The sequence below is a fragment of the Jeotgalibacillus sp. S-D1 genome (genome assembly GCF_004358665.1).
In the GTDB taxonomy this organism is placed as follows: Bacteria; Bacillota; Bacilli; order Bacillales; family Jeotgalibacillaceae; genus Jeotgalibacillus.
In genome coordinates this window covers 62,311-86,226 of sequence record NZ_SMZR01000003.1, presented here as the reverse complement: position 1 = coordinate 86,226, position 23,916 = coordinate 62,311, and the positions used below count along the sequence as shown (strand labels likewise).

Below are 23,916 nucleotides of genomic sequence, written 5' to 3'. Positions count from 1 at the left end.
TTTTAGTTTGTAGAATAACGCAAAAAAGCAATTTGATTCATTTTTTCAACCTCAGTCAGCCGAAAATCAGAAGGGAATGACCCATTTGGAAAGAGGGGAATTCCACTGCCAAGGATCTTGGGGATAATCGCCAGCTCAATTCGATTGATCAGCTTGTGGTGAAGAAATTCTTTAACGAGCTGTCCTCCTCCCACCAACCAGATATCACCATCTGATGCCTTTTTCAGCCCATGAATCAGCTCCTCAACGGGCCCGTTCCAAAAAGAAGCATACTCGTCTTCAAGCTGAGAAGATCTGGTCACAACATAGCAGGGCTTGTCCGCGTAAGGAAAATCCCCTTTAAAGGAAACCACAATATCATACGTTTTTCTGCCCATCACCACGGCGCCAATTTGATTGTAAAATGCTTCATAGCCATTATCGTAACCGTCACCTTCCACATCATGAAGCCACTCCACAGACCCATCTTCTGATGCGATATAACCGTCCAGGCTCATTGCGATATACAATACTACTTTTGGCAGTGCCATATTCCTCCCCCTAACGTTAAGTCGTTTTTATTTTTTCATTGTGATTCCCCTTTGTTCTTATTAAAGAATTCGGTAGGGGGAATCGAATATCCTTCCATGTTAATAATTGTTTTAAACATTAAACAGGATAACAGGGAAGATTTGAAGAATAGATGGAAAAAGGAAAAAAGGAAAAAAGGAGATTTAAGCAATGAATACAAATAGATTGATTGAAAAACTTGATAAGGTAAGCAGAGAAGTCGATTTTTCAGGTGTCATTTACGCAAAGCAGGGCACTGAAGCAGTCGTTAATGAATCATATGGATACGCGAACCGGTCTGATCAACTCCCCAATAACAGCATGACTCGTTTTGGCATTGCTTCAGGTTGTAAGCTGTGGACGGCGATTGCCGTTTCGCAGCTGGTCGAGAAAGGACAAGTAACTTTTCAAACCAAATTAAAGGATTGTTTACCGATTGCATTCCCCTATTTCGATCCCTGTATCACCATTCATCATTTATTAACTCATACGTCAGGGATACCTGATTATTTCGATGAAGAGGTCATGGATGATTTTGAAGAGCTTTGGGTCAAGCTTCCGATGTATCATATGAAACGATTGCACGATTTTCTTCCGCTGTTTCAGCAAAAAAAGATGATGTTTCAAGCAGGAGAAAAATTTTATTATAATAACGCGGGTTATATACTATTAGGCTTGCTTGTAGAACAATTATCTGGTGAAAGATTCACAGATTATGTGGAGCGTAATATTTTGCATGCAAGCAAGATGGACCGTTCCGGGTATTTTTCATTAGATCAGCTTCCTGAAAACACAGCGACGGGTTATATAGATGAAAAAGACGGCACCTGGAGAACAAATATCTATTCAATTCCAAAGGTAGGGGGAGCAGATGGTGGTGCGTTTATTGCTGCCGAAGATATGGCAAAACTATGGGAAGCTTTAGTAAGTTTTAAGCTGATTAGCGAAGAAACCACCAAAACACTGCTGCATCCGCATGCAACTGCAGGAGATGAAAAACACTATGGTTATGGCATCTGGCTGGAAAATAAAAATCAGACGGTCTACAAATACCATGTCATGGGGTATGATCCTGGTGTATGTTTTCATTCTGGTTATTATCCTGATACAGGAATAAAAATAGTGGTTACTTCAAACAAAGAGTCTGGTGCTTACCCACTCGTAAAAGCACTTGAAAAAGAATTGTGAACGTAAAAAGCTGACAATTTAGTTCGCGGCAGCTCACACCAGGGACGAAAATGCTGGAACTGGAGTGAGCCGCGGCGGCGATGCGTGTTTGCCAGTCTATCAAAAAAAGAAGATTATCCTATTACAGTTTTATCCCATTGTTCAACAAGCGGAATGATTTCCTCTAATTTGTCTATTTCAGCGTCCGCCTGAACATCAGTACTGTACTGGTGTTTTTTCCACACGGTTTTCATGCCGACGTTATTTGCAGCAATCATATCGTTTTCCGCATGGTCACCTACAAATACAGCCTCATCAGCAGAAACGCCAAGTCTGTGTAATGCCCGGTTGAAAATTTCTGCTTCCGGCTTAGCGCAGCCTTCTTTTACTGAAATCAATATTTCGTCAAAAACAGTTCTATTCCCAATCCTTTAATAGAACGGGACTGGACAATTTCCAGTCCATTGGTTATGATGCCAAGCTTGTAGCCGCTTGACCTGAGGGCTTGCAGGGTGCTGTGCAGCCCTTCAAAAGGAATACAGCTTTCCTGAAAGTGGTCTGTGTAGTCATCAACCAGCATATCTGCGGTGCAGCTTGTCAAATTAAACTCACTGATCAGCTGGGCATATACATGCTCCTTCCAAACATATCCTCTGTTTTCAAGCTCATTAAATCGTTTAATAAAATCTGGTTTCTCGATTTTTTTAAGCCAGGGATAGAGCCTTTCGTACTGTCTTTCCAGAAATAAGTCGACAGAAGCCTCACGGTCCAGTACGGTGCCATCAAGGTCAAACAAAACTGCTTTAATCATTTTGTTCCTCCTTCAAATCCATTAGTTAATCGAAACGGCAAGGAATACAAATACAATAAAAACTAAATAGCTGACCAGTCGAAGAGGGTGGGTATAGGGATAATCAGATAGGGGAATGATTTTCTCAATCACCAGGTTAAGCAGCATTAGCCCTCCAATGAAGAGACTTACCGTAATAATCCAGTGGAGCTCCCCATCAAGTAAGTGAAACATTTGCTGATAAAACAGCCCGCCCAAGTTACCCAAAAACCCCATTAAAAGAATGACAATCGCATATTCCTTTTTCATTAGAACCAACCCTTCCTCAGGAACAGATTACCACAAACAGGAAAAAGAATGTATTGCTTATTAAAAGGTAGGATAAACGGGAAAGGATTATCACCCGGGAAATAATTGTCGAAAATAATCTATTTTACTTGAAATATCTGATGAAAAACCTGCCGGACATACTTCTCCAGGCAGGTTTTCAGTGTAGCTATTCGTCTATTCTGGCAACAATTTTACCTTTTACTCCACGGGTTTCGAGGGCTTCCAGGCCTTCAGGTATTTCTTCCATGGATATGATTCGTTCAACAAGTGAGGTGATTTTTTTATCTGCTAAAAGCTCCACCAGATGATCACCAATATGCTTGAGTGTTCTTTCTTCAGTACTATTTCCGGACTGATACACACTGCCCAGCGCAACGTGATGAAATGAGATGGGGTGGGCAAACGAAATCGAGTCATTCATTTCAGGCTGTCCGGCAATAAATGCGATTTGTCCATTAAACGCTAATGCTTCCAGGGATTTTGTCGCATTGTCCCGGCCAACCGTATCAAGAACATAATCCACTCCAAGGCCATCCGTAATTTCTTTTGTTTTTTGCACAAAATCTTCATTCTTATAATCAATCGCATAGTCTGCACCCAGCTGCTTAACATGGCTGTGATTTTTCTCGGATGCCGTGGTTATGACCTTTAAACCGGCATAGTTAGCGAGCTGAATAGCAAAACCGCCAACTCCGCCTGCTCCTGCATGAATTAGAATTGATTTTTCTTTTTGTATATGCAGTTTGAAGAACAGGGCTTGATAGGCTGTATAAGCAGCTACAGGAAGTGCAGCAGCGTCTTCAAATGAAACAGATTCGGGCAGCTTGGAAACAGTATGGGATTTCACAGCAGCGTATTCAGCAAATCCGCCCTTTTTTGACATATCACTTAAATAAACTACTCTGTCTCCTGGCTTCAGGTCTCTGACATCATCTCCAGCTTGTTTCACCACACCGGATACATCCAGCCCCAACACATGAGGATAGGTCCAGTCAGGATGACCCGCATTGCCAGTTTTATAATCAACCGGATTTAATCCGGCAGCTTTGACTTGAACCAATACCTCATCACTTTCAATCGTTGGCTTCTCCAATTCTCCAACCTTCATCTCTTTCCATTTTCCAGCTTCTTGCAGCAGTAACGCCTTCATCTTGAATTTCCTCCTCTGCTAATAAGCTTACACGGTACAGGTTAATTGTCAGAACGTCCTAAACTAAACTCTTCTCCTCATTTACCCAACCTTGACTGAATGGTAAACAAATTAACAAAAAAAGCTGCCGGCAGTTTAAGCGGCAGCAAGTTATGGTGTAAATCGTTTCCCGTGGTCTAACCGTTACGACAGACCTCCTGCGGCTTTTTCCTGCACCAGAGGTTCATCTGTTCTGACCGCTTCGTCACGAACACGAGAGGTGCGCAATCCATAAAGAGTAACAAGGATAAGAAGTGCTGCCGACGGCAAAATGATAAATTGCGGTGATATTATATCGTACAAAATACCAAATAAGATCACTCCGGCAGGTGAAATGCCCGAGGCAAGCATTTCCAGCAAACCAAATACCCTTCCGCGATAACGTTCAGGAGTTGTCTTCTGCATTATCACCAAAATAGGCGTATTAATTAGAACGATCAGCAGACCCATCGTCAGCGCCATGGTCATGTAAAATCCAACAAAGGCCAGGTTTGGCATAGTGAATAGTAAAGGAACAGCCATTAAACCAAACATAACTCCTAATAAGAAAAGGGCATTTTTGACCGTTCGAATTGGCTTTTTTACATCCGGGCGAGTGGAGATGTAGATGGATGTAAGAAGCGTGCCAACGCCGAGCATCGCTTCAATCAATCCTAATTGTTTGGATGATGCCTGCAATACTTCAATAACAATGAAGGGGAGTCCAACAATCATCGCCATGAAAAAGAAGTTAACCCATAGGGCAACAGTCATTACAGCAAAAAGAACAGGGTGATTTTTCACATAACGCATTCCTTCTTTAATACTGCCGATCATGGAACGGTCTTCAGGCGGAGGAAGCTCTGATGGTTCATCTTTATGATATAAAGTAAAATGAATATTTGCTTCAAGAATGGTAGCAGCGGCATATGTAATAGCGTTTAGTAAGAGGAAAACCTCAATCGAGACGATACCGAATAAGACACCGCCAAGCACAGGTCCTAAAATAGCTGACAGGGAAGTGGAGGATTGAGTCAGTGATACAGCTCGCTGAATTCTAGGTTCATCAACAAAATTAGCTATGGCAGCTGTTAGTCCAATACCAGAAAAGGTAGAAAAAATGGCTAAGCATGCAGAAGTAATATAGATTACAGGTAAAGAAAGTCCGTTCGAGAGAGTGAAGACAAGAGCAATGACCATGGTCAGAGTCATTAGTGCGTGGGATGTGACGACGATTATTTTTTTTGGCATTTGATCAAGAATGTGTCCGGCAATCGGAGACAGCAAAATTCTTGGGAGCATGGAGCAAAGCATCGTTATGGCAAAACTGGCAGCAGACCCTGTTAAAGCTAATACAAATAAACCAATTCCAAACGCATAAATTTGAGCTCCGATGGTGCCAATGAATTCACTGCCCGTGAAGAAAAATAAATTTCTGGTAGCACGTTTTTGTTTTTGCAAATCAGTCATGCCAGCAACCCCTCTAATAAGTTTAATTTAATTAAACTTATTTTAGCATCTTTTTCCTTTCATTTCAATTGAATGTTTAATATAATTAAACAAATTTACAAAGAAAGTGGTTGTGCAGCTATGAACGAACTGGGAGAACGAATTCGCAAGCTGAGAAAAGATCGTGGGATGACGCTTATGGATGTAGCTGGCGACCAGCTTTCCAAGGGGATGCTCAGTTTAATTGAAAACGGAAGAGCCAAGCCATCCATGGAAAGCTTAGCGTTTATCGCACATCAGCTCGGAATTGATGTCCATGTTTTGCTGGAGGAACGATCGAGCCGGGAAATAAAAGAGTTCCTTGCTCAAATTGAAGAGCGAATGAGTGAACTGGATCATATACCGTACAGTGAAACCAAAAAACATATGCAGGCTACTTATTCCACCTTGCTGCCCATTCTTCAGGAAAAGCTTCCAACTACCTATGAGAAGGGCAGATTATACGAAATTGGCGGTCGTTGTTTGATGAACATCGGTGATGAAAGCGAGGCAAAGCAACTAATTGAAACAGCGGTTCAAATTTATGAGTCTCTTTCTTTATATAACCAGGCGCTAAAAGCAAAAAGCAGATTTGTAAATAAAGAGCTGGCTAAAGGAAATTACACAGCAGGTTTAAAATTGCTGCATGAACTGCTGGAGGAACATAGTGAAGGTCCTATTGTCATAGATCCTGTTTTGCAAATTGAACTGGGCTATTCGGAAATTGTGATGCTCTTTGGTCTGGGTGAATATGAGGAAGGGAAGAGGGGATTGGAACGCCTCCTTCATTTTTCAAAACAAAATAAAGTTTTTTACAGGATGGATGATATATATCGTCTCGCAGCATTTAATGCGCTGATGCATTCAGATATCGAAGTTTTCAAGCTTTATTTGACGAAATCCCGTCAATTTGCTCAATTCACAGATAATAATGAAACGTATGCTTTATCTCTTTTTATTGAGGCACATTATCATAACGAACGCACGGAAGATTATGATCTGGCGCTTGCTTTGCTGGAAGAGGCCTGCCAGCTTGCCAAATTGGAGGGAGAAGAGCTGGGAGGGTATGTATATTTAGAAAAAGGAAAAGCTTACTGGGGTAAAGGCATGATCGATGAAGCGATGGATCAATTTTCATTATTTCACTATCCAAGTGATCAAAATCATCCTTTCGATTTAGCCATGCTCTATACCATTGATTCTTACAGAGCGTTATGTTTGGTTGAAAAAGGCTGCTTTGAAGAGGCAATGAAGCATGCAGAAATAGCTATACAGCACGCGTCTGCTCTTCCGCGGACACCGTATCATGATTTTATTGAAGAAACGGCAGAAAGAATTAAAAATCAATAGGTTCTTAAATGAATGTAAAGGGTGTTACCATATATGTATTTAACAGTAAAAGAAACAGCAGAGTATCTTTCAATGCAGGAATCAGTGGTTGCAAAGCTGGTTCATGAAGGGAAAATCCGGGCAGTTCATGACGGCGATCAGTACGTAATTAATAAAGATCAATTTCAAAACCATCTGGACCAGGTTGAAAAAGCCAAAAAACAGTTTGAGGAATGGCGAAATGAACCAATTCCGGAAAGTGTGGATGTTAAAGACGAAGATTAAAAATGGATCTGAACGCTCGAACGTTCGTCCGCGATAAGCAAAGGAATGGACCGGCACGGCTCTTTAAATTTCAACAGAGGCTGTGACATAACTCCAAATGTTATGTGAATTATGCCTATTTTAATTGCAAATATGAGGTGAACGGAGCTGAAGGTGGCGACTCCTGCAGGATATGACGGCAAGTTGAGACCCCGAAAGGCGAAGCCTGAGGGGGGCTCAGCGCCGTCCCTGCGGAAAGCGTCCACCTGAAGCGCAGTGAACCGGTTAGAGACACATTGTCCCAATCTCCTTTAAATTTCAAAAGCCTGTACTCTTTATGAGTACAGGCCATTTTTATTCCACAGCATCTTTTTTCACAAATTGATGTCCACCAATAAACTTGCGGTCATCTTCGTGGCCAAAGGAGTCAGGCAGCAGATGGACATAATCTTCCGCATTATCCTTCGGTGAATAATTAAGTGGATTATCACGATCTACCTTAAAGAAGCTTCTGGTGTTGTCTGAAATACCGTAAATTGTAACAACATCGTCAATTTCTGTAATAATTGACTTTCTCACCAGCTGAATAAGATCATCATGGCTTAACCAAATCATCAAATGTTCCTTAGAATCAGGTTTTTCAACACATCCGCAAATACGCAGGTTGACGACCTCAATACCGAATTTATCATGATACAGCTTGCCAAGGTTTTCATTATATACTTTACTTAAGCCATAAAAAGTATCAGGTCTCGTTTCAGTATGAATGTCATACGGTGCTTCCCGTGCATCCAGGAAGCCGACTGCGTGAATACTGCTTGCATAGATAACACGCTTTACGCCTGCAAGTCGTGCAGCTTCATAAATGTGGTAAGTTCCTCTAAGGTTTGCATCAAGGATTTCTTCAAATTCATGTTCAACCGGAAGGCCGCCAAAGTGAATGATGGTCTCAATGTCGTTATCCTGGACAATGGATTTTATTGCTTCAAAATCATTGAGATCCGCTTTGATAAATGGAATATCACTTGGAAGCTCATCGGATTCTGACCGGTTTGTCAGCACTAAATCAAACTCATCAGCCAGCGCTTTTGTTAAAACAGTCCCTAAACCGCCTGCAGCACCTGTAAGTAACACTTTTCCCATATGTAACGCCACCTTTCTATCTTCATAAAAGTCTTTACCCATTATTCCGTATTGCAAGCATATTTATGTAAAAATTTTATAATTGCGGGTGACAACCCATGGGGAGTTTAGTATACTATTCTATAAATTTCTCCTTGGAATGAACAAGTGTTTTTCAGTGGAGGACAAATAAATGTAAGGGAGTTTTGTCTTCATGAAGGTTGTGAAATTTGGCGGCAGTTCTGTTGCAAGTGCCACCCAATATAAGAAGGTAGCAAATATTATTCTCGCAGACAAAGATCGCAAAGCTGTGATCGTTTCAGCTCCCGGTAAACGACATGAGAACGATGTAAAAACCACTGATTTGCTCATTCAATTAGCTGGCAGTGTCAATGATGAAGGGTATGATCAAAGCATTTTTGACAAGGTGCTGTTCCGTTACAAAGAAATTATTGAAGAACTTGGTCTCCCGTCTGGACTCGAAGAAGAGATCGCAGGGAGCTTATTAGAGCTGATTTCATTATATAAATATAATGAAGAGAGGCTTTTAGATGCGCTGAAATCCAGCGGGGAAGACAATAATGCGAAGGTGATGACAGCCTACTTAAATAGTCTGGGTCAAAAGGCAGTTTACATTTCCCCAAAAGAAGCGGGGATGGTTGTGACAGATGAGCCGGGAAACGCACAAATCCTGCCTGAAGCGTATGAAAAAATCGCAGAACTCCGTAATCGTGAAGGGATATTGGTGATTCCGGGATTCTTTGGCTATTCGTACCAGGGCAATATTGTTACGTTCCCAAGAGGAGGATCTGATATTACGGGTTCAATCATCGCGGCAGGTATGGATGCTGTGGAGTATGAGAACTTTACAGATGTGGATTCGGTTTATTGTGTAAACCCCAAAATGGTGGAAAATCCTTGTGAAATGAAAGAAATTACCTACCGTGAAATGCGGGAGCTTGCTTATTCAGGATTTTCTGTATTTCATGATGAAGCGCTGCAGCCGGTTTTTCAAAAAGGAATCCCGGTTCGCGTGAAAAATACAAATCGGCCGGAAGCACCGGGAACGAGAATTGTCCTGGATCGGGAGTTAAATGGCAGGCCGGTCGTGGGCATCGCGAGCGATACTGATTTTTGCAGTGTGAATATAACCAAATACTTAATGAACAGAGAGCTGGGCTTTGGAAGAAAGCTATTGTCCATCCTGGAGGACGAAGGAATTTCCTATGAGCATACACCTTCCGGAATCGATAACATCTCTGTTATTCTGCGATCCTATGAGCTTGATAATGGCAAGGAAGAGCGCGTTATTGAACGCATTAAAAATGAGCTGCTTGTGGATGATATCAATATTGAACGGAACTTAGCCATGATTATGGTAGTAGGGGAAGGAATGAAGCATACGGTTGGGATTGCTTCAAAAGCAGCACAGGCCCTCGCTGAATCCCAGTCAAATATAAAAATGATTAACCAGGGATCCTCAGAGGTAAGCATGATGTTCGGTGTGGATGGAGGTTCGGTTGTAAGGGCAGTTAATTGCCTTTACAAGGCATACTTTACGGCGAATCCTTCCAAAGAAAAATCAATTCATTAGTCTTGGGGGTTTATCTTTAGAGCCGGCAAACAGAAGCGGCATAAAAATGATGCCGAATGCTATACCAAGAGGAGTGCCTAAATCATACAGGCTAAGCGCAGGGTCCTGCCGAAAACCATTTAACAAAAAACTGAGCATACTTAAAACCATAAAAAGACCAATAAAATTTAATGTCAGCTTCTTTATGTTACGAATGGGCAGAGATCGAAGACGCCACAGCGCAGCTGCAAACAAAAGAAATACAGACAGCAATAAAATTCCTGTGGAGACTGTCAGTAAGATTGTGATGACAGTGCCACCTTCAGTCGCGGCAAGAGAAACAGAGAGGATTGCAGAAAACAAAGCACAAGCAAGTAAAACGACAGATTGTTGTTTTTTCATAACGTTCAAATCCTTTAAGAAGATGTAGAATTACGATAATCGTATTTTTGGCAATTCTATTTATTTTACATCTCAAATAGGGAGTTGCATAGACAAAGACAATAAATATGGTTCTTTTAAATTTCAACAGATGGAAAGAGGGTGGGACAAACGTGTCTCACCCTCTTAAAACCGGTTCACTGCGCTTCAGGCGGACGCTTTCCGCAGGGACGGCGCTGAGCCCTCCTCAGGCTTCGCCTTACGGGGTCTCAGCTTGCCGTCAAATCCTGCAGGAGTCGCCACCTTCCGCTCCGTTCACCTCATCGTTACAATTAGAATAGAATCCATTTATAAGATTTTTGAAGTTATATCATAACTTCTTTAATGTTCACTCAATATCAGGCAGCGCCCATACCGAAACATCTCCAGCTTTAACAGGAAATACGCCATAGCCTTCATCATCGATGGTTACGCGGTCTACGCAGGATCTGGCGTAATCAACCCACTCTTCGCCTTTACGGTGTTTACCCACAAACATGCGTTTTTCACCTTCATCGCCATTGGTAACAACCACCGCGCAGCCAGAGCCTTTAATTTCTTCCACACCATGTCTTACCCAGCCAATGGTATTAGGGTGGTCAAAATAGTCCTCCTGCTCTCCGTATGCTTTGTTATATCGAACGTAGATCAAAGGATCGAGTAATTCTTTTTTGCCATCCATTGAATGTTCGCCCTCAACGCCGTAATAGTCCCCATAAAATACGCATGGATAGCCATCTTTGCGGAGAAGAATAAGTGCATAAGCGCTCTTCTTAAACCAGTCATCAATCCATGATTCCAAAGATTCGCCGGGCTGAGAATCATGGTTGTCAACAAACGTTACGGAGTTCATCGGATACTTCTCAACAAGAGTCCCTTCAAAGATCTTAGACAGGTCAAAATCATTTCCCGCCTTTGAAGCCTCACATAATCTGTAGTGAAGAGTCACATCAAATAAATCAAGCTGATAATCGGTTTCCTCCAGGAATGCACCGCATGCTTCCACGTCCTCGTTCCAGTATTCACCCACCATGTAAAACTCATCATTGGTATGTTCTTTCACTTCGCGGATGAATTCGCCTATGAATTCATGACTGATATGTTTTATGGCATCCAATCGGTAGCCGTTGCAATTAAGCGTATCTGCAAGCCATTTTCCCCAGCTGATCATTTCTCCTCTAACATCAGGGTGATCATAGTCAATGTTGGCAAACATGAGATAATCATAATTGCCAAACTCATCATCAACCTGTTCGTTCCAGCCTTTATTCTCACCTATGATACGGAAATAACCTGTTCGGTCTTTTTTTGCATCGTAATCTGTCCCATTGAAGTGATTGAAATCCCACTTAAAGGAGGAGTATTTATCGCCTCGTCCGGGAAAAGTGAACTTGGTCCAGGCTTCAATATCAAATGGTTTTTCTGAGATTTCTTCCAAGCGGTTTTCCGCCTCAACCTCTACTACCTTGAATGTTTCTTTTTCGTCAGCACCTGCTTTATGATTCATGACAATATCGACGAATACATTAATGCCATGCTCCTGACACGCAGCGATGGCCTCATGCAGTTCTTCTTTTGTACCGTACTTGGTACGGACACTTCCTTTTTGGTCAAATTCCCCTAAATCATAAAGATCGTATACACTGTAGCCAGTGTCTTCAGGTGAAACGCTTTTTGTTACCGGTGGAATCCAAACCCCGTCGATTCCTCTTTCTTTTAAATCAGGGGCAGCATCGCGCAGCCTTTTCCAGTGATCACCATCTGCTGCAACATGCCATTCGAAAAACTGTAACAATGTATGATTGCGTTCCATCTTCCATTCCTCCTTGAGCTATTACAACCCATTCATCTATCGGTGCTATTTACAATTAGGTATACTGAAAATAAAAATAACGTGTAATCGACAAAATTATTTACATAATGACATAATCTGAAATAACTGCTTGAATCATTTTTACCCCTATAACTGATTTTAGAAACATCGTTGAAATAGAGTAATGAAATTTATTGAGGTGAACAAAAAATTGAACAGGTTTGAAAAATTTCATCCATTATGGATTACCTTATCGATCGGTGCTGGTTTTCTGCTCGGACAGAGTTCTTATATAAAAGGAGCCGCTTCGGAATTTATTACGCCTTTGCTTATGATTATGCTCTATTTTTCATTTGTGCAGATATCGCTATCACAAATTAAAAAAGGGTTTACCAGAAAGTCCTTTTTATGGAGCAGCACAGTTATGAATTTTGTCGCGACACCTTTGCTTGCCTGGGGTGTTGCCGCATTATTTTTTGGTGATCAGCCCGCTTTATGGATTGGTTTTATTATGTTAATGGTCACTCCCTGTACAGATTGGTACATCATCTTTACCGGTATAGCAAAAGGAGATACAGCACTCTCAACAAGCTTATTGCCAATTAATCTGCTTCTTCAATTCATCCTTCTGCCTTTGTATTTGTACTTGTTTACCGGAGCTTCTGGAATGGTGGATTATTCATTTGTTATTGAAGGAATTATATTGGTTTTATTTCTCCCATTCCTATTATCTATTGCTTCAAGAAAAATCATTCTAAGAAATAAAAGCAGTAACTTTATTGAAAAGATTCAGCATGCTCCCATTATTTTTCTTTGCTTAACAATTATGGCCCTGTTTGCCTCACAGGGAGAGCTGGTTCTTGAATATGGTGACCTGCTGTTAAGGGTGTTTTTTGTCGTCATGTTCTTTTTCCTATTGCTCTTTTTTATCGGAAGGGTAGTGGCGAGGGGGATGGGGTTTTCTACAGAAGAACGAGCGAGCTTTCATATGACAACTATTGCAAGAAATTCACCCATTGCACTTGCCATTGCATTAACCTCTTTTCCAAATGAACCGCTTATCGCAACTGTTCTGATCATCGCGCCATTGATTGAATTACCTGTGCTGGCTATTTTAGCGTTTGTTATTGTTAAGCTTGATCAAGGCCGCTAATAAAATTTACACTGTCGATTGAATTTATTTCCTGTAGAATAAAAGGATAAAAAGGGAGCGTGTGCCTTATGGTTAAATGCGCTTTCATATACTTTTAATGCAGGGAGATTGGAACAGATGCTCAGACGTTTTTACCATTATTACAAACCCCATCGAAAATTGTTTGCGATCGATTTTAGCTGTGCCGTGCTGGTTGGTTTATTAGAGCTGGGCTTTCCGTTAGCCGTTTCATGGTTTATTGATAAGCTGCTGCCTGAAGGCAACTGGCAGGCGATTACCTGGGTCAGCTTTATTCTATTGGCACTTTATTTGATGAGTACTTCTTTGCAATATGTTGTGAATTATTGGGGACATAAGCTTGGCATTAATATTGAAACCGATATGCGCCAGGAGCTGTTTGAGCATGTGCAAAGACAATCCTTCAGCTTCTTTGACAATACAAAAACGGGTCATATTATGAGCCGTATTACCAACGATTTATTCGATATTGGCGAGCTTGCACATCACGGTCCGGAGGATATTTTTATTGCGTTTATGACTTTTATCGGAGCGTTTTGGATCATGATGACCATCAACGTAAAACTGGCTTTAGTTGCTGTTTTTGTTGTTCCGTTTCTTATTTGGCTCATCACCTACTGCAATATTAAAATGAATAAAGCATGGAAAAAGATGTACGGGGATATTGCTGAAGTAAATGCCCGTGTGGAAGACAGTGTATCCGGTGCAAGGGTGGTCCAATCATTCACAAATGAAAACCATGAAATTAACCGTTTTACTTCCGATAATAAAACCTACCGTCAAACAAAGATCAGTGCTTATAAAGTAATGTCGTTCAGTTCTTCCGGCATTTATATCATGACGCGTTTAATTGTTCTTGTCGTGCTTGTCTATGGTGCATGGCTGAGCTTTACAAATGAGTTGTCTTATGGTGAACTGGTCGGATTTGTCTTATACATTAATGTCCTCTTTAAACCGATCGATAAAATCAGTGCATTGCTTGAAATGTATCCAAAAGGAATGGCTGGTTTTAAACGGTTCACAGACCTGCTTGACCAATCTCCCGATATCCAAAACCGTCCGGGTGCAATAGCAGCAGATAGTTTGAAGGGGGAGATCCGGTTTGATCATGTGACCTTCAGTTACGATGAATTTAAACCGGTTCTTAATAACATTTCCCTTTTATTGAATCAGGGTGAAACCGTAGCATTTGTTGGGCCATCTGGAGCAGGGAAGACCACCATTTGTTCATTAATACCCCGCTTTTATGACGTTCAGCATGGAGCCATTACAATTGATGGAATGGACATACGGGATATGACGAAGGAATCCCTTCGCAGCCAAATTGGAATTGTACAGCAGGATGTGTTTTTATTTACCGGCACGCTGAGGGAAAACATCGCCTATGGCAAGATTGGGGCAACGGATGAAGAAATTAGCGAAGCTGCCCGCCGTGCAAACCTGGAGTCTGTAGTTGATTCCCTTCCATTAAGCTACGGTACTCAAATAGGGGAGAGGGGGCTTAAGCTTTCAGGCGGACAAAAGCAGCGGATCGCACTTGCCCGGATGTTTTTGAAGAACCCTCCTATTTTGATTTTAGACGAAGCGACTTCAGCACTTGATACAGAAACAGAATCAATCATTCAAGAGGCAATAGAGGAACTCTCCAAAGGCCGTACGACTTTGGTGATAGCGCACAGATTGGCTACCATTCGAAAAGCTGACCGTGTAGTAGTCGTAACTGAAGAGGGGATTGCAGAAGATGGCACCCATGAAGAACTGCTCGAAAAAGAAGGGATCTTTGCAAACCTTCACCGGGTTCAATATCAGCAGGGGTGATGGGGCTGGGGCTAAATGATGACGATTTCTTTAAAAATGGACCGGTTCATTTCCGCTGAAGACGGACGCTTTCCGCGTGACGGGAGGTGAGCCTCCCTGATGCTGCCGCATCATTGAGTCTCACCCTTCCCGCTGTATCACGCAGGAGTCGCCGCCTTCCGCTACAATGAACCTAGGCGTTCCGATGTTTAAAAGTAAATAAAAAGGAAATGGGCTTTGCACTACTAAAAGAAACATACTAAGATTAGTGGCCACCAAGCATCGACGGATGATGGTGGCCACTATTTTTCTTTAAATAGGTATAGTTAAAATGATGCCGGGACATCACTCAAAAGTCATGTAAATTGAGTCTGTCTTAATTGCAACGATTAGGTGAACGGAGCGGAAGGTGGCGACTCCTGCAGGATTTGACGGCAAGCTGAGACCCCGCAAGGCGAAGCCTGAGGAGGGCTCAGCGCCGTCCCTGCGGAAAGCGTCCACCTGAAGCGCAGTGAACCGGTTTTGAGAGGGTGAGACACATTTGTCCCAGCCCTATTTCACCCTGCACACTTAAAAATGCGGCTTAATGATTTCTCTTAAGGTATGAACACTTTTAGTGAAACCGTCTTTTTCTTTTTCGTTTAATTCCAGCTGAATGATTTCACGGACACCGTCCCGGTTAATCACTGCAGGAACACCGATGTAAACATCATCCTCACCGTACTCGCCGCTCAGTAATGCAGACACGGTTAAAATGCTGTTTTCATTGTGCAGAATTGCTCTCGTAATCCTAACAAGGCCCATTGCAATCCCATAGTAGGTGGCCCCTTTACTATTAATGATCTGATATGCGGCATCCCGGACATTGATAAAAATATCATCCAGATCTTTTTTAGAATACATCTCGTTTCGTTCAATCATGGTAAGTGCAGGGACACCGCCGATATCGACTGAACTGTAAACCGGGAGTTCACTGTCGCCGTGTTCACCAATGATATAACCATGTACGTTTTGAGGGGCAACGTTAAAATATTCTCCAAGTAAGAATCGGAAGCGGGCTGTATCTAAAATAGTTCCTGAGCCAATCACGCGTTCCTTGGGAAACCCGCTATATTTCCAGGTGGCATATGTAAGGACGTCAACCGGATTAGTTGCCACAAGGAAGATGCCGTCGAATCCGCTGTCGGTAACCTGTGTGACGATGGAATGAAAAATCTTAAGGTTTTTTTCAACTAATTGCAGGCGTGTTTCTCCAGGCTTCTGATTGGCTCCTGCGCAAATGACGACCAGATCCGCATCTTTACAGTCAGCGTATGTACCAAATTGAATATGAAGGGGGGAGGCAAACACTTTGCCGTGATTAAGATCCAGCACATCGCCTTTCGCTTTTTCTTCGTTAGCATCAATCATGATTAATTCATCCGCAACCCCTTGGTTCAAGAGGGCGAAAGCATAGCTCGATCCAACAAACCCAGTCCCGATTAGTGCAATTCTGCTGCTTTTTGATTTGCTCATCCAACTCATCCTTTCAAATCGTCAAAATCCTTTAATGCTTTAATTATAGAACTGGTAAAATTAGTATGTCAAACGACAGCTGAACAAAAAGGTTTTTGACAAAACTCAGTAAAATACCCCTACGAACAAGAATAATATTCATTCGTAAGGGCAGACAGAGCATATTCTATTTTTGATTACCACTAAGGCTGTAATAGTCTATTAAAGGGGACCGGTTAATTTCCGCTGCAGGCGAGGCTTTCCGCGGGGCGTGCGGTGAGCCCTCCTCGAGCTAAAGCTCTCCGAGGTCTCACCTGTCACGCTTCATCCCGCAGGAGTCCCGCCTTCCGCTCCAATTAACCTATACGTTGCAATTTCCCAGTTACCAGATTATTTTAACTTGCCATCCTTCAGTAAAACCATGCTGCTTGTTCCTTCTACTTTTACAAACAGCCCTTTTTCAACCTTCAAAACCTCTGTACCAGCCTCTTCATTGTTGACCAGCACTTTCCATGGTCCCTTAAAAGGAAGTCTAAAGGTTACAGGATTTGGATTGGCATTATGAATGACCAGTAAATGATTGTTTTTCAATTCTTGCAATGTATAGGCAACAACATTTTCAGGTGCCTGAACAAAATCTAAACGGTTATTAATGGCATTGCCGCTCTTTAAACGGAGTGAACCATATTTCTGGCGAAGGTCAATGAGACCCTTCATGTAGTCCACTTCTTCATCGAAAAGCGATCTTCGCTGCCAGTCCAGCTGGTTAACGGAATCCGGTGACTGGTAGCTGTTATGGTCTCCGCCCTTAGTACGCATAAATTCCTGGCCGGCATGAATAAAAGGCACGCCCTGTGAGGTTAAAACAATCGAAGATCCAAGCTTATGCATCGCTTTCTTTTCTTCCTCCGTGGCGTTTGGATTGGTTTTCTCTAATTTATCCCATAAAGTAAGGTTATCATGTGCTTCCACATATTGAACAACCTGCTCTGGATCACGGTAGGTGGCAAAGCTGTCATCATAAGAAAGACCGCCTGCGACGCTTTGTTTCATAATTTCCGTCATATTCGGTTTGCCGTTTATAAAGCCCGGGTCGCTGTCTTCCCACACACTTCCTTTTGCCCCATCGCGCAATGTGTCATTGAAATGGGCCACACCTGGCATATCTTCAGCATTTTTTTGATTCGCTTTTCGTTCAGGGTCAAGAGGGGTGTTTAAATCCCAGCCTTCACCCAAAACAATAATAGATGGATCAATTTCGTCCAAAGCCTCGCGGACTGCATTCATGGTATCGGTATCGTGGATGCCCATCAGATCAAAACGGAAACCGTTCATATTGTATTCTTCAGCCCAGTAAGTGACAGAATCCACGATGAATTTTTCCATCATTTTTCGTTCGGAAGCCGTATCATTTCCTACACCTGTGCCGTTTGCCAATGTCCCATCCTCGTTGTAGCGGAAGTAATAGCCCGGTACAAGCTGGTTAAAGTTTGATTCATTGACAGCATACATATGGTTATAGACCACATCCATAATAACGCCAAGGTCCTGCTTGTGAACAGCATGAATCATTTGCTTTAATTCCTTTACCCGGACTTCAGGGTCATAAGGATTTGTAGAGTATGATCCTTCTGGTACATTATAGTTTTTTGGATCATAACCCCAATTAAATTGAGGCGTGTCCAATTTGGTCTCATCTACCGTTCGGTAATCATAAATCGGTAGAAATTGAACATGGCTGACACCAAGATCTTTAATATGATTCAGTCCGGTTTTTGTTTTACGCGGACCAGTTGTATTCAGTTCCGTTAAACCAAGATACTTTCCTTTTTGTTTTATCCCGCTTAATGGCTGGATGGATAAATCACGGACATGAAGTTCATAAATTGTAGCATCCTCAGGGTGTTGGGAGGGTTCAAAATTGTTATTGTCCCAGCCCTTAGGATCGGTACGGTCAAGATCGATAACAGCTCCTTTATCTCCGTTAACGGAAGTGGATCGGACGTAAGGGTCAACTGCTTCGCGCCATTCATCACCTATTTTTACCTTATAGGTGTACAAAAGACCGTGCTGATCCCCGGACATGGTTGCAGTCCACGTCCCTTTTTCTCCGGCTTTCATGTCGATTTCTGTGCCAGCGGACTCATCCCATGACTTATATGTAACAAGTTTTGCTTCACTTGCAGTAGGAGCCCATAGACGGAATATCGTTTGGTCCTTTGAATAGGTGTTTCCTAAATCATCGCCATCGTAGAAATACTGTTCATCAAATTCTTCTGAGCGGATAACAGCGCCAACCTGTATTGCTGCTTCACCAAAAATTTCTGTCACTACTCTATACGATTTGGTAATGTCGATATTTTCTGTCGTTATAATTTTTACCTTTGCAGTGACCGGCTGTTCTGGATCTGAGGGAAGAATCTGGGCAATTTCCAGTCCTCCGCTCAAACTGATGCCCGGATCAGCAGCTGATGTGTCGATTGGAAAATTAGTTGTCAATGTAATTTCATTGAGGCCATCAATTGAAGCACGAATAATTCTTGGCGACCGGTCGATATGGTTTGGGTCATAATAGATTCCTTCCTCGCCTTGTACCAGCCAGATTTCTGCCTTGCCGTCCTCAGAGATATTGCGTATAAATCGATCGCCAAACTCTCTGTCTGCCCAATCATTATCGCCAATATTTTTACGGACAATCAGACCGATCTGGTCAAAAGCCTCTTCATCCTCCAGTGTGACATTGGCTACTTTTCCGAAGTCATCTTCTTCTGTAAATTCAACAGCCTGACCATCTCCAGTGCCTGGCCATGTCCAAAGGTCCCAGCCTTCATATTGCTGATCATAGCGATAATAGTGGACAGTTAAATCAACTTCATTAAATGAAGGAAATTCGCGGTATTCTCCATCCGGGGGCTCTGTATAAACGGTGTCATCGCCGGATTTAATCCATACTTCAGCAACTCCGGCATCTACTTCCGCCCAGCGGTCGCCTCCATCTTTTTCCCATTCATCTGTTCGTACAATAAAACCAAAACGGCTGTGAGATCCTTCCAGATCCACTTTCGCAATTTTCCCAAAGGCATCTTCTTCGGTAAATTGATGAACATTTCCTTCGGCACCTTCAGCCCATACCCACAAATTCCAGTCTTTGGTGTTGTCGGGACTTTCCTGATAATGAACGATTAATGAAGTATACGTAGAGGTTTCTGCCTGAACGGATTGAGTGGCAAGCGGTTGCATAGACGGTACGAAAGAAAGGATCATGATTAAAGCGACAATACTGGACAGCCATTTAAAATTTTTCACTTATAACTTCTCCTCCTTCAAAAGAGTGTAATTAATTAGAAGTATAGGGTAATAAAGAAAGTAGTGTAAGCGTTTGCACAAATATTGCACAAAATGAACCGGATTAACCAAGGAGAGAATAGTGTCTTTTGGCTTATAAATGAGTGGGTAATAGTACATATGACATTCTAATCTAAAATAAAAAAATCTCAGGACAGAGCCTGAGATTTACAGCAGTATTTTTAACGATTTGATTTAATAATACCCGTAGTAAGGATAAGGGTACGGCGGGTAAGGATAGCCCCCATAGCCATAACCATAGCCCGGAGTCAATAAAGCTCCTGTCAGAAGCCCTCCTGCAAAACCTGCAGGGAATCCGTAGCCGCCATAGCCAAAGGGGCGGCCAAAACCATATGGTCTGCCATACCCAAAGGGTCTTCCAAAGCCTAAAGGCCTGCCAATAATCCGTTCATCACCTGAATACCCATCATTCTGGTAATTATAATAAGCCGGTAAATTATTATTCATAAGGCTAACCCTCCTAAAGTTCATTCTTTAAAGCATATGCCTAACACAGGGCAGGCTCTTGGATGAATAACCTAATTTTAAAAAATAAATACAAAAAAATTCGTATGTAATTTTCTTTAACAGATAAACTAGAAAAAAAGGAGAGAAGATCATGAACTTTCCAACGATTCATACAAATTTTTGGGATGCCGTAATCGCGATTCCCATTATAGTGATCATTGTACAAATCTTAAAGGTCCGATTTAAGATTCCTAAAAAATACATACCAACAATGGCAAATGCATTTGGTTTAATTATTTCTATTTTTATAAGCCACAAAGGGAATCTTGCAGCTGGGGTATTTATGGGTTTTTTTTATGGAGCCGCAGCGGTAGGGACATATGCATCGCTCAAAACTTCCATTATAGCCTTCGTTGAATATTTGAGCACCAAAAAGAAAAAGCAGTCATCCGCATGAAAGGTGGATGACTGCTTTTGATTTAACAGCTGACGACGTCTATGCTTCTCGTATCTAATGCAATGTAAGACCAGCGGAATTGTCTGCTGTTCCAGTAAAATCCGCCAACAGAATTACGCCCTGTTAAAATTGGATAGAACCAGAATGAAGCCCCATTGTTCAGCCATACATATGTGAATCTAAATAAGCAGGGGCGTATTAAGTCTGGATCTACAAAAAAAGCTTGCGCTCCTTGAGCCTGGAAGGGTTTTGGAGGGATCTGGGAAGGCGGCGGTCCTGTTGGAGCACTCATGTTTTGAACTGACCCGCCACCGCCTCCAGGAAATTGAGATCCGCCGCCATTGCCGCCACCGCCACCCGGAAACGGGAAGCCGCCGCCGCTGCCACCGCCCCCAGGAAACGGGAAGCCGCCACCGCCACCTGGAAATGGGAAGCCACCGCCGCCACCTCCACCAGGAAATGGAGAACCACCACCGCCGCCAGGAGGGAAAATTCGGTCGTCCTGATAAGAATATCCCTCATAATAAGGATAATAATTTACGTAGTAATCATCATTCATTGTTTATCTTCCTCTCTAGTCTGGATACCTAGCATAGGATAGTGTATTTATAATTTTTTCTTCTGTGTGTGTGATTGCCTATCAGAACAATAGCTATTTTAGATGACTACACCTGAGGGAGGGATTTTACAAGAGATATAAATTCCCTTGTAGCAAAGGGCACGTATCTGTTTTTTGCCAGGATCATGCCTAAGTGCCATGGAAAAGGGTTCGTTAAAGAAATCATTTTTACCGGTGCATCCATTACCCTGTCACAGATCAATTTTGGCAGCAATGTAACACCGAGATTTTTCCCGACCATGCCCACTATAAAATCCCATTGGGAGCTTTCATAAGCCACTTGCGGGGTAAAGCCCTCGCTAATGCAAACTTCAATCGTCCGGCTGTTCAGCGTGAACTCCTTGCTGAGTAAAAGGAATGGGTCGTCCTTGAGTTCGATTAAGTCCACCGCCTCACGATCGGCAAGGGGGTGGGATTCATGAACCAGCAATTTAATTTCCTGTTGAACAAAAGGGATCACATCAAATTTATCTTCATTTACAGGAAGTAAGACAAAGCCCAAATCCACTTCCCCATCCAGTACTTTTTGTTCGACTTTTTTTGCACCATCCTCCACAAGCATGACGGTCACCTCAGGAAATGCCTCCTGAAATTCAGCAATAATGGTAGGGAAAAACAGTGTGCTTATGACAGGAGGGAGACCGATATTTATTTTGCCTTTTTTTAAATTCATTAAGTCATATAAAGAAACGGATAAATCATCTAAGCCATTAATAACTTTTTGAGCTTGAATAAAAACGATTTCTCCTGCATCTGTCAGGGTGATTTGCCGTGCTGAGCGATCGATCAGCACGACGTCGAGTTCCTGTTCCAGCCCTTTAACCATTTTACTGAGTGTTGGCTGAGTGACATGTAAAGCCCGGGAGGCTTTTGTGAAGCTTTTATGCCTGGCTACCTCAATGAAATAGCCTAACTGTCTGATATCCAAGATAAAACCTCCTAACCTATAACTTTTTGTTATAAGTAATATAGTTATTATTCATTTTACCTATCAGAAAACAGAAGGTACACTGTTAAAAGAAAATAAGTCATAATATTTTAACAATTAAAGAGGTAAAGGCTTGACATTCTAGTAAGCGATTACAATATTGGTAGAGTAGTAATCTTATTGAGGCAGGGAGTGACTGTATTGAAACCTATTTATAATTCTTTTGATGAAGCGGTAAGCGGGATCCAGGATGGTGCAGTGATAATGGCCGGGGGTTTCGGTTTAGTAGGCATACCGGAAAATTTAATTCAGGCGCTGGTCCGTTCAAAGGTTAAGAATCTCACCGTCATTTCCAACAACTGTGGTGTGGACGACTGGGGGCTGGGCTTGCTGCTGAAAAATAAGCAGATTAAAAAGATGATTGGTTCTTATGTGGGAGAAAACAAGGAATTTGAACGTCAGGTGCTGTCAGGTGAAATAGAGGTGGATCTCACTCCGCAGGGAACACTTGCAGAAAAGATACGGGCTGGAGGGGCGGGAATCCCCGCGTTTTATACCCCTGCCGGAGTTGGTACACCCCGTGCTGAAGGCCGTGAAATCCGAACGTTTAACGGCAAGGAATATATGCTGGAGGAAGCACTGATAGCTGACTTCAGTTTAGTGCTGGCAGCAAAAGCTGACCGGGCGGGAAATTTAGTCTATAACAAAACGGCTAGAAATTTTAACCCGATGATCGCTGCAGCCGGAAAAGTGACCATTGCAGAAGTGGAGGACATAACGGAAACCGGCGGCATCAATCCCGAAAATGTTCATACTCCGGGAATTTACGTCCAAGCTCTTATCCAGGGGAAGCAGGAAAAACGAATTGAGCGTATAACGCTAAGTACAGGTACTTAACGAACAAAGGAGGGAAAATGGATGGCCATAACATTAAACAAGCATGAAGTTAGAGAGAAAATAGCAAAAAGAGCTGAACAGGAAATTGAAAGCGGTTTCTATGTGAATTTAGGTATCGGAATGCCTACTCTGATCGCAAACCATTTATCTGATGGGAAAGAGGTTGTTCTGCAATCAGAAAATGGACTGCTTGGCATTGGTGCCTACCCGACAGAAGATGAACTGGATCCTGATTTGATTAATGCCGGAAAAGAGACGGTTACAGCGATTCAGGGGGCTTCCTATTTCGATAGTGCCGAATCATTTGCCATGATAAGAGGCGGTCATATTGATATTGCTATTTTAGGCGGGATGGAAGCAGACGAGCAAGGGGATCTTGCCAATTGGATGATCCCGGGAAAAATGATAAAGGGGATGGGCGGTGCTATGGACCTTGTTCACGGCGCTAAGAAAACGGTGGTCATTATGGAGCATGCCAACAGGGAAGGCTCATCCAAGATCGTAAAGTCCTGTACCCTGCCGCTAACCGGCAAAGGGGTAGTAGACCGGATTATTACAGAACGGGCAGTAATCGAAGTTACACCTGAGGGGCTGGTTCTTTTGGAAACAGCAAAGGGCTGGACGGTGGAGGAAGTGCTGAAGTCGACAGACGCAAAACTGCTGGTCAGTGAAGCAGTAAAAGCTGAAGCGTATTAAACAGCATGGATCCTTCCATCATTACATAATG

Annotated in this window: 21 protein-coding genes and 1 pseudogene; 9 read left to right on the top strand and 13 right to left on the bottom strand. The window is 42.5% G+C overall.

Going from position 1 to position 23,916, the window contains the following annotated elements; translation table 11 throughout:
- Positions 1-2 precede the first annotated feature (2 nt).
- Complete coding sequence (locus tag E2R51_RS11205) at positions 3-530, bottom strand: dihydrofolate reductase family protein (protein WP_133377168.1); 528 nt, start codon at positions 528-530, stop codon at positions 3-5.
- A gap of 190 nt (positions 531-720) precedes the next feature.
- Between E2R51_RS11205 and E2R51_RS11200 the strand changes: the two genes are divergently transcribed.
- Positions 721-1,737, top strand: coding sequence for a serine hydrolase domain-containing protein (locus E2R51_RS11200; protein ID WP_133377167.1), 1,017 nt, complete (start codon positions 721-723; stop codon positions 1,735-1,737).
- A 113-nt stretch (positions 1,738-1,850) separates the two neighbouring features.
- Here E2R51_RS11200 and E2R51_RS11195 read toward each other — a convergent pair.
- From E2R51_RS11195 to E2R51_RS11180, 4 genes and pseudogenes are all read right to left on the bottom strand, one after another.
- Positions 1,851-2,527 (bottom strand): annotated as a pseudogene (locus E2R51_RS11195) (HAD family hydrolase).
- 21 nt (positions 2,528-2,548) lie between these two features.
- Positions 2,549-2,815: a hypothetical protein gene (locus E2R51_RS11190; protein WP_133377166.1), complete on the bottom strand. Its 267-nt coding sequence runs from the start codon at positions 2,813-2,815 to the stop codon at positions 2,549-2,551.
- 187 nt (positions 2,816-3,002) lie between these two features.
- The gene (locus tag E2R51_RS11185) at positions 3,003-3,986 is read right to left on the bottom strand and encodes a zinc-binding dehydrogenase (RefSeq protein WP_133377165.1); all 984 of its coding nucleotides are present in this window, start codon (positions 3,984-3,986) and stop codon (positions 3,003-3,005) included.
- Between the two features lie 183 nt (positions 3,987-4,169).
- Entirely contained in the window at positions 4,170-5,474 is a 1,305-nt protein-coding gene (locus tag E2R51_RS11180) for an MFS transporter (protein WP_133377164.1), read from the bottom strand.
- Positions 5,475-5,594: 120 nt separating this feature from the next.
- On the opposite strand from E2R51_RS11180, the gene E2R51_RS11175 reads away from it, so the two are divergent.
- Both E2R51_RS11175 and E2R51_RS11170 read left to right on the top strand, forming a co-directional pair.
- Positions 5,595-6,842 carry a helix-turn-helix domain-containing protein gene (locus E2R51_RS11175; RefSeq protein WP_165967208.1) on the top strand — a complete coding sequence of 416 codons (1,248 nt, stop codon included), beginning with the start codon at positions 5,595-5,597 and terminating at the stop codon, positions 6,840-6,842.
- A 33-nt stretch (positions 6,843-6,875) separates the two neighbouring features.
- The gene (locus E2R51_RS11170; protein WP_133377162.1) at positions 6,876-7,106 is read left to right on the top strand and encodes an excisionase family DNA-binding protein; all 231 of its coding nucleotides are present in this window, start codon (positions 6,876-6,878) and stop codon (positions 7,104-7,106) included.
- 333 nt (positions 7,107-7,439) lie between these two features.
- Here the strand turns inward: E2R51_RS11170 and E2R51_RS11165 are convergent, their stop codons facing one another.
- Positions 7,440-8,228 carry an NAD-dependent epimerase/dehydratase family protein gene (locus E2R51_RS11165; RefSeq protein WP_165967207.1) on the bottom strand — a complete coding sequence of 263 codons (789 nt, stop codon included), beginning with the start codon at positions 8,226-8,228 and terminating at the stop codon, positions 7,440-7,442.
- A gap of 193 nt (positions 8,229-8,421) precedes the next feature.
- Between E2R51_RS11165 and E2R51_RS11160 the strand changes: the two genes are divergently transcribed.
- Positions 8,422-9,801: an aspartate kinase gene (locus E2R51_RS11160; protein ID WP_133377160.1), complete on the top strand. Its 1,380-nt coding sequence runs from the start codon at positions 8,422-8,424 to the stop codon at positions 9,799-9,801.
- On the opposite strand, the gene E2R51_RS11155 is transcribed toward E2R51_RS11160, so the two are convergent.
- Together E2R51_RS11155 and E2R51_RS11150 are read right to left on the bottom strand one after the other, a co-directional pair.
- On the bottom strand, positions 9,790-10,182 hold the full coding sequence (locus tag E2R51_RS11155; RefSeq protein ID WP_133377159.1) for a hypothetical protein: 393 nt from the start codon (positions 10,180-10,182) through the stop codon (positions 9,790-9,792). The two genes, E2R51_RS11160 and E2R51_RS11155, sit on opposite strands and share 12 nt — an antisense overlap.
- A gap of 367 nt (positions 10,183-10,549) precedes the next feature.
- Positions 10,550-12,013: an alpha-amylase gene (locus tag E2R51_RS11150; RefSeq protein WP_133377158.1), complete on the bottom strand. Its 1,464-nt coding sequence runs from the start codon at positions 12,011-12,013 to the stop codon at positions 10,550-10,552.
- Positions 12,014-12,224: 211 nt separating this feature from the next.
- On the opposite strand from E2R51_RS11150, the gene E2R51_RS11145 reads away from it, so the two are divergent.
- Both E2R51_RS11145 and E2R51_RS11140 read left to right on the top strand, forming a co-directional pair.
- Entirely contained in the window at positions 12,225-13,166 is a 942-nt protein-coding gene (locus E2R51_RS11145) for an arsenic resistance protein (RefSeq protein WP_133377157.1), read from the top strand.
- A 117-nt stretch (positions 13,167-13,283) separates the two neighbouring features.
- Positions 13,284-15,002, top strand: a complete 1,719-nt coding sequence (locus tag E2R51_RS11140; RefSeq protein WP_133377156.1) for an ABC transporter ATP-binding protein — start codon at positions 13,284-13,286, stop codon at positions 15,000-15,002.
- A 549-nt stretch (positions 15,003-15,551) separates the two neighbouring features.
- On the opposite strand, the gene E2R51_RS11135 is transcribed toward E2R51_RS11140, so the two are convergent.
- The 3 genes from E2R51_RS11135 to E2R51_RS11125 form a co-directional block, all read right to left on the bottom strand.
- On the bottom strand, positions 15,552-16,496 hold the full coding sequence (locus E2R51_RS11135) for an L-lactate dehydrogenase (RefSeq protein WP_133377155.1): 945 nt from the start codon (positions 16,494-16,496) through the stop codon (positions 15,552-15,554).
- 369 nt (positions 16,497-16,865) lie between these two features.
- On the bottom strand, positions 16,866-19,739 hold the full coding sequence (gene pulA / locus E2R51_RS11130) for a type I pullulanase (RefSeq protein WP_483299936.1): 2,874 nt from the start codon (positions 19,737-19,739) through the stop codon (positions 16,866-16,868).
- A gap of 276 nt (positions 19,740-20,015) precedes the next feature.
- On the bottom strand, positions 20,016-20,288 hold the full coding sequence (locus E2R51_RS11125; RefSeq protein ID WP_133377154.1) for a hypothetical protein: 273 nt from the start codon (positions 20,286-20,288) through the stop codon (positions 20,016-20,018).
- 151 nt (positions 20,289-20,439) lie between these two features.
- Between E2R51_RS11125 and E2R51_RS11120 the strand changes: the two genes are divergently transcribed.
- Complete coding sequence (locus tag E2R51_RS11120; RefSeq protein WP_133377153.1) at positions 20,440-20,745, top strand: hypothetical protein; 306 nt, start codon at positions 20,440-20,442, stop codon at positions 20,743-20,745.
- Between the two features lie 22 nt (positions 20,746-20,767).
- On the opposite strand, the gene E2R51_RS11115 is transcribed toward E2R51_RS11120, so the two are convergent.
- Positions 20,768-21,304, bottom strand: a complete 537-nt coding sequence (locus E2R51_RS11115) for a hypothetical protein (protein ID WP_133377152.1) — start codon at positions 21,302-21,304, stop codon at positions 20,768-20,770.
- A 106-nt stretch (positions 21,305-21,410) separates the two neighbouring features.
- A complete protein-coding gene (locus E2R51_RS11110) occupies positions 21,411-22,292 on the bottom strand; it encodes a LysR family transcriptional regulator (RefSeq protein WP_133377151.1) in 882 nt (293 codons plus the stop codon).
- A 201-nt stretch (positions 22,293-22,493) separates the two neighbouring features.
- On the opposite strand from E2R51_RS11110, the gene E2R51_RS11105 reads away from it, so the two are divergent.
- Together E2R51_RS11105 and E2R51_RS11100 are read left to right on the top strand one after the other, a co-directional pair.
- The gene (locus E2R51_RS11105; protein ID WP_133377150.1) at positions 22,494-23,189 is read left to right on the top strand and encodes a CoA transferase subunit A; all 696 of its coding nucleotides are present in this window, start codon (positions 22,494-22,496) and stop codon (positions 23,187-23,189) included.
- 21 nt (positions 23,190-23,210) lie between these two features.
- Positions 23,211-23,885, top strand: coding sequence for a 3-oxoacid CoA-transferase subunit B (locus E2R51_RS11100; RefSeq protein WP_205703326.1), 675 nt, complete (start codon positions 23,211-23,213; stop codon positions 23,883-23,885).
- Positions 23,886-23,916: the final 31 nt, after the last annotated feature.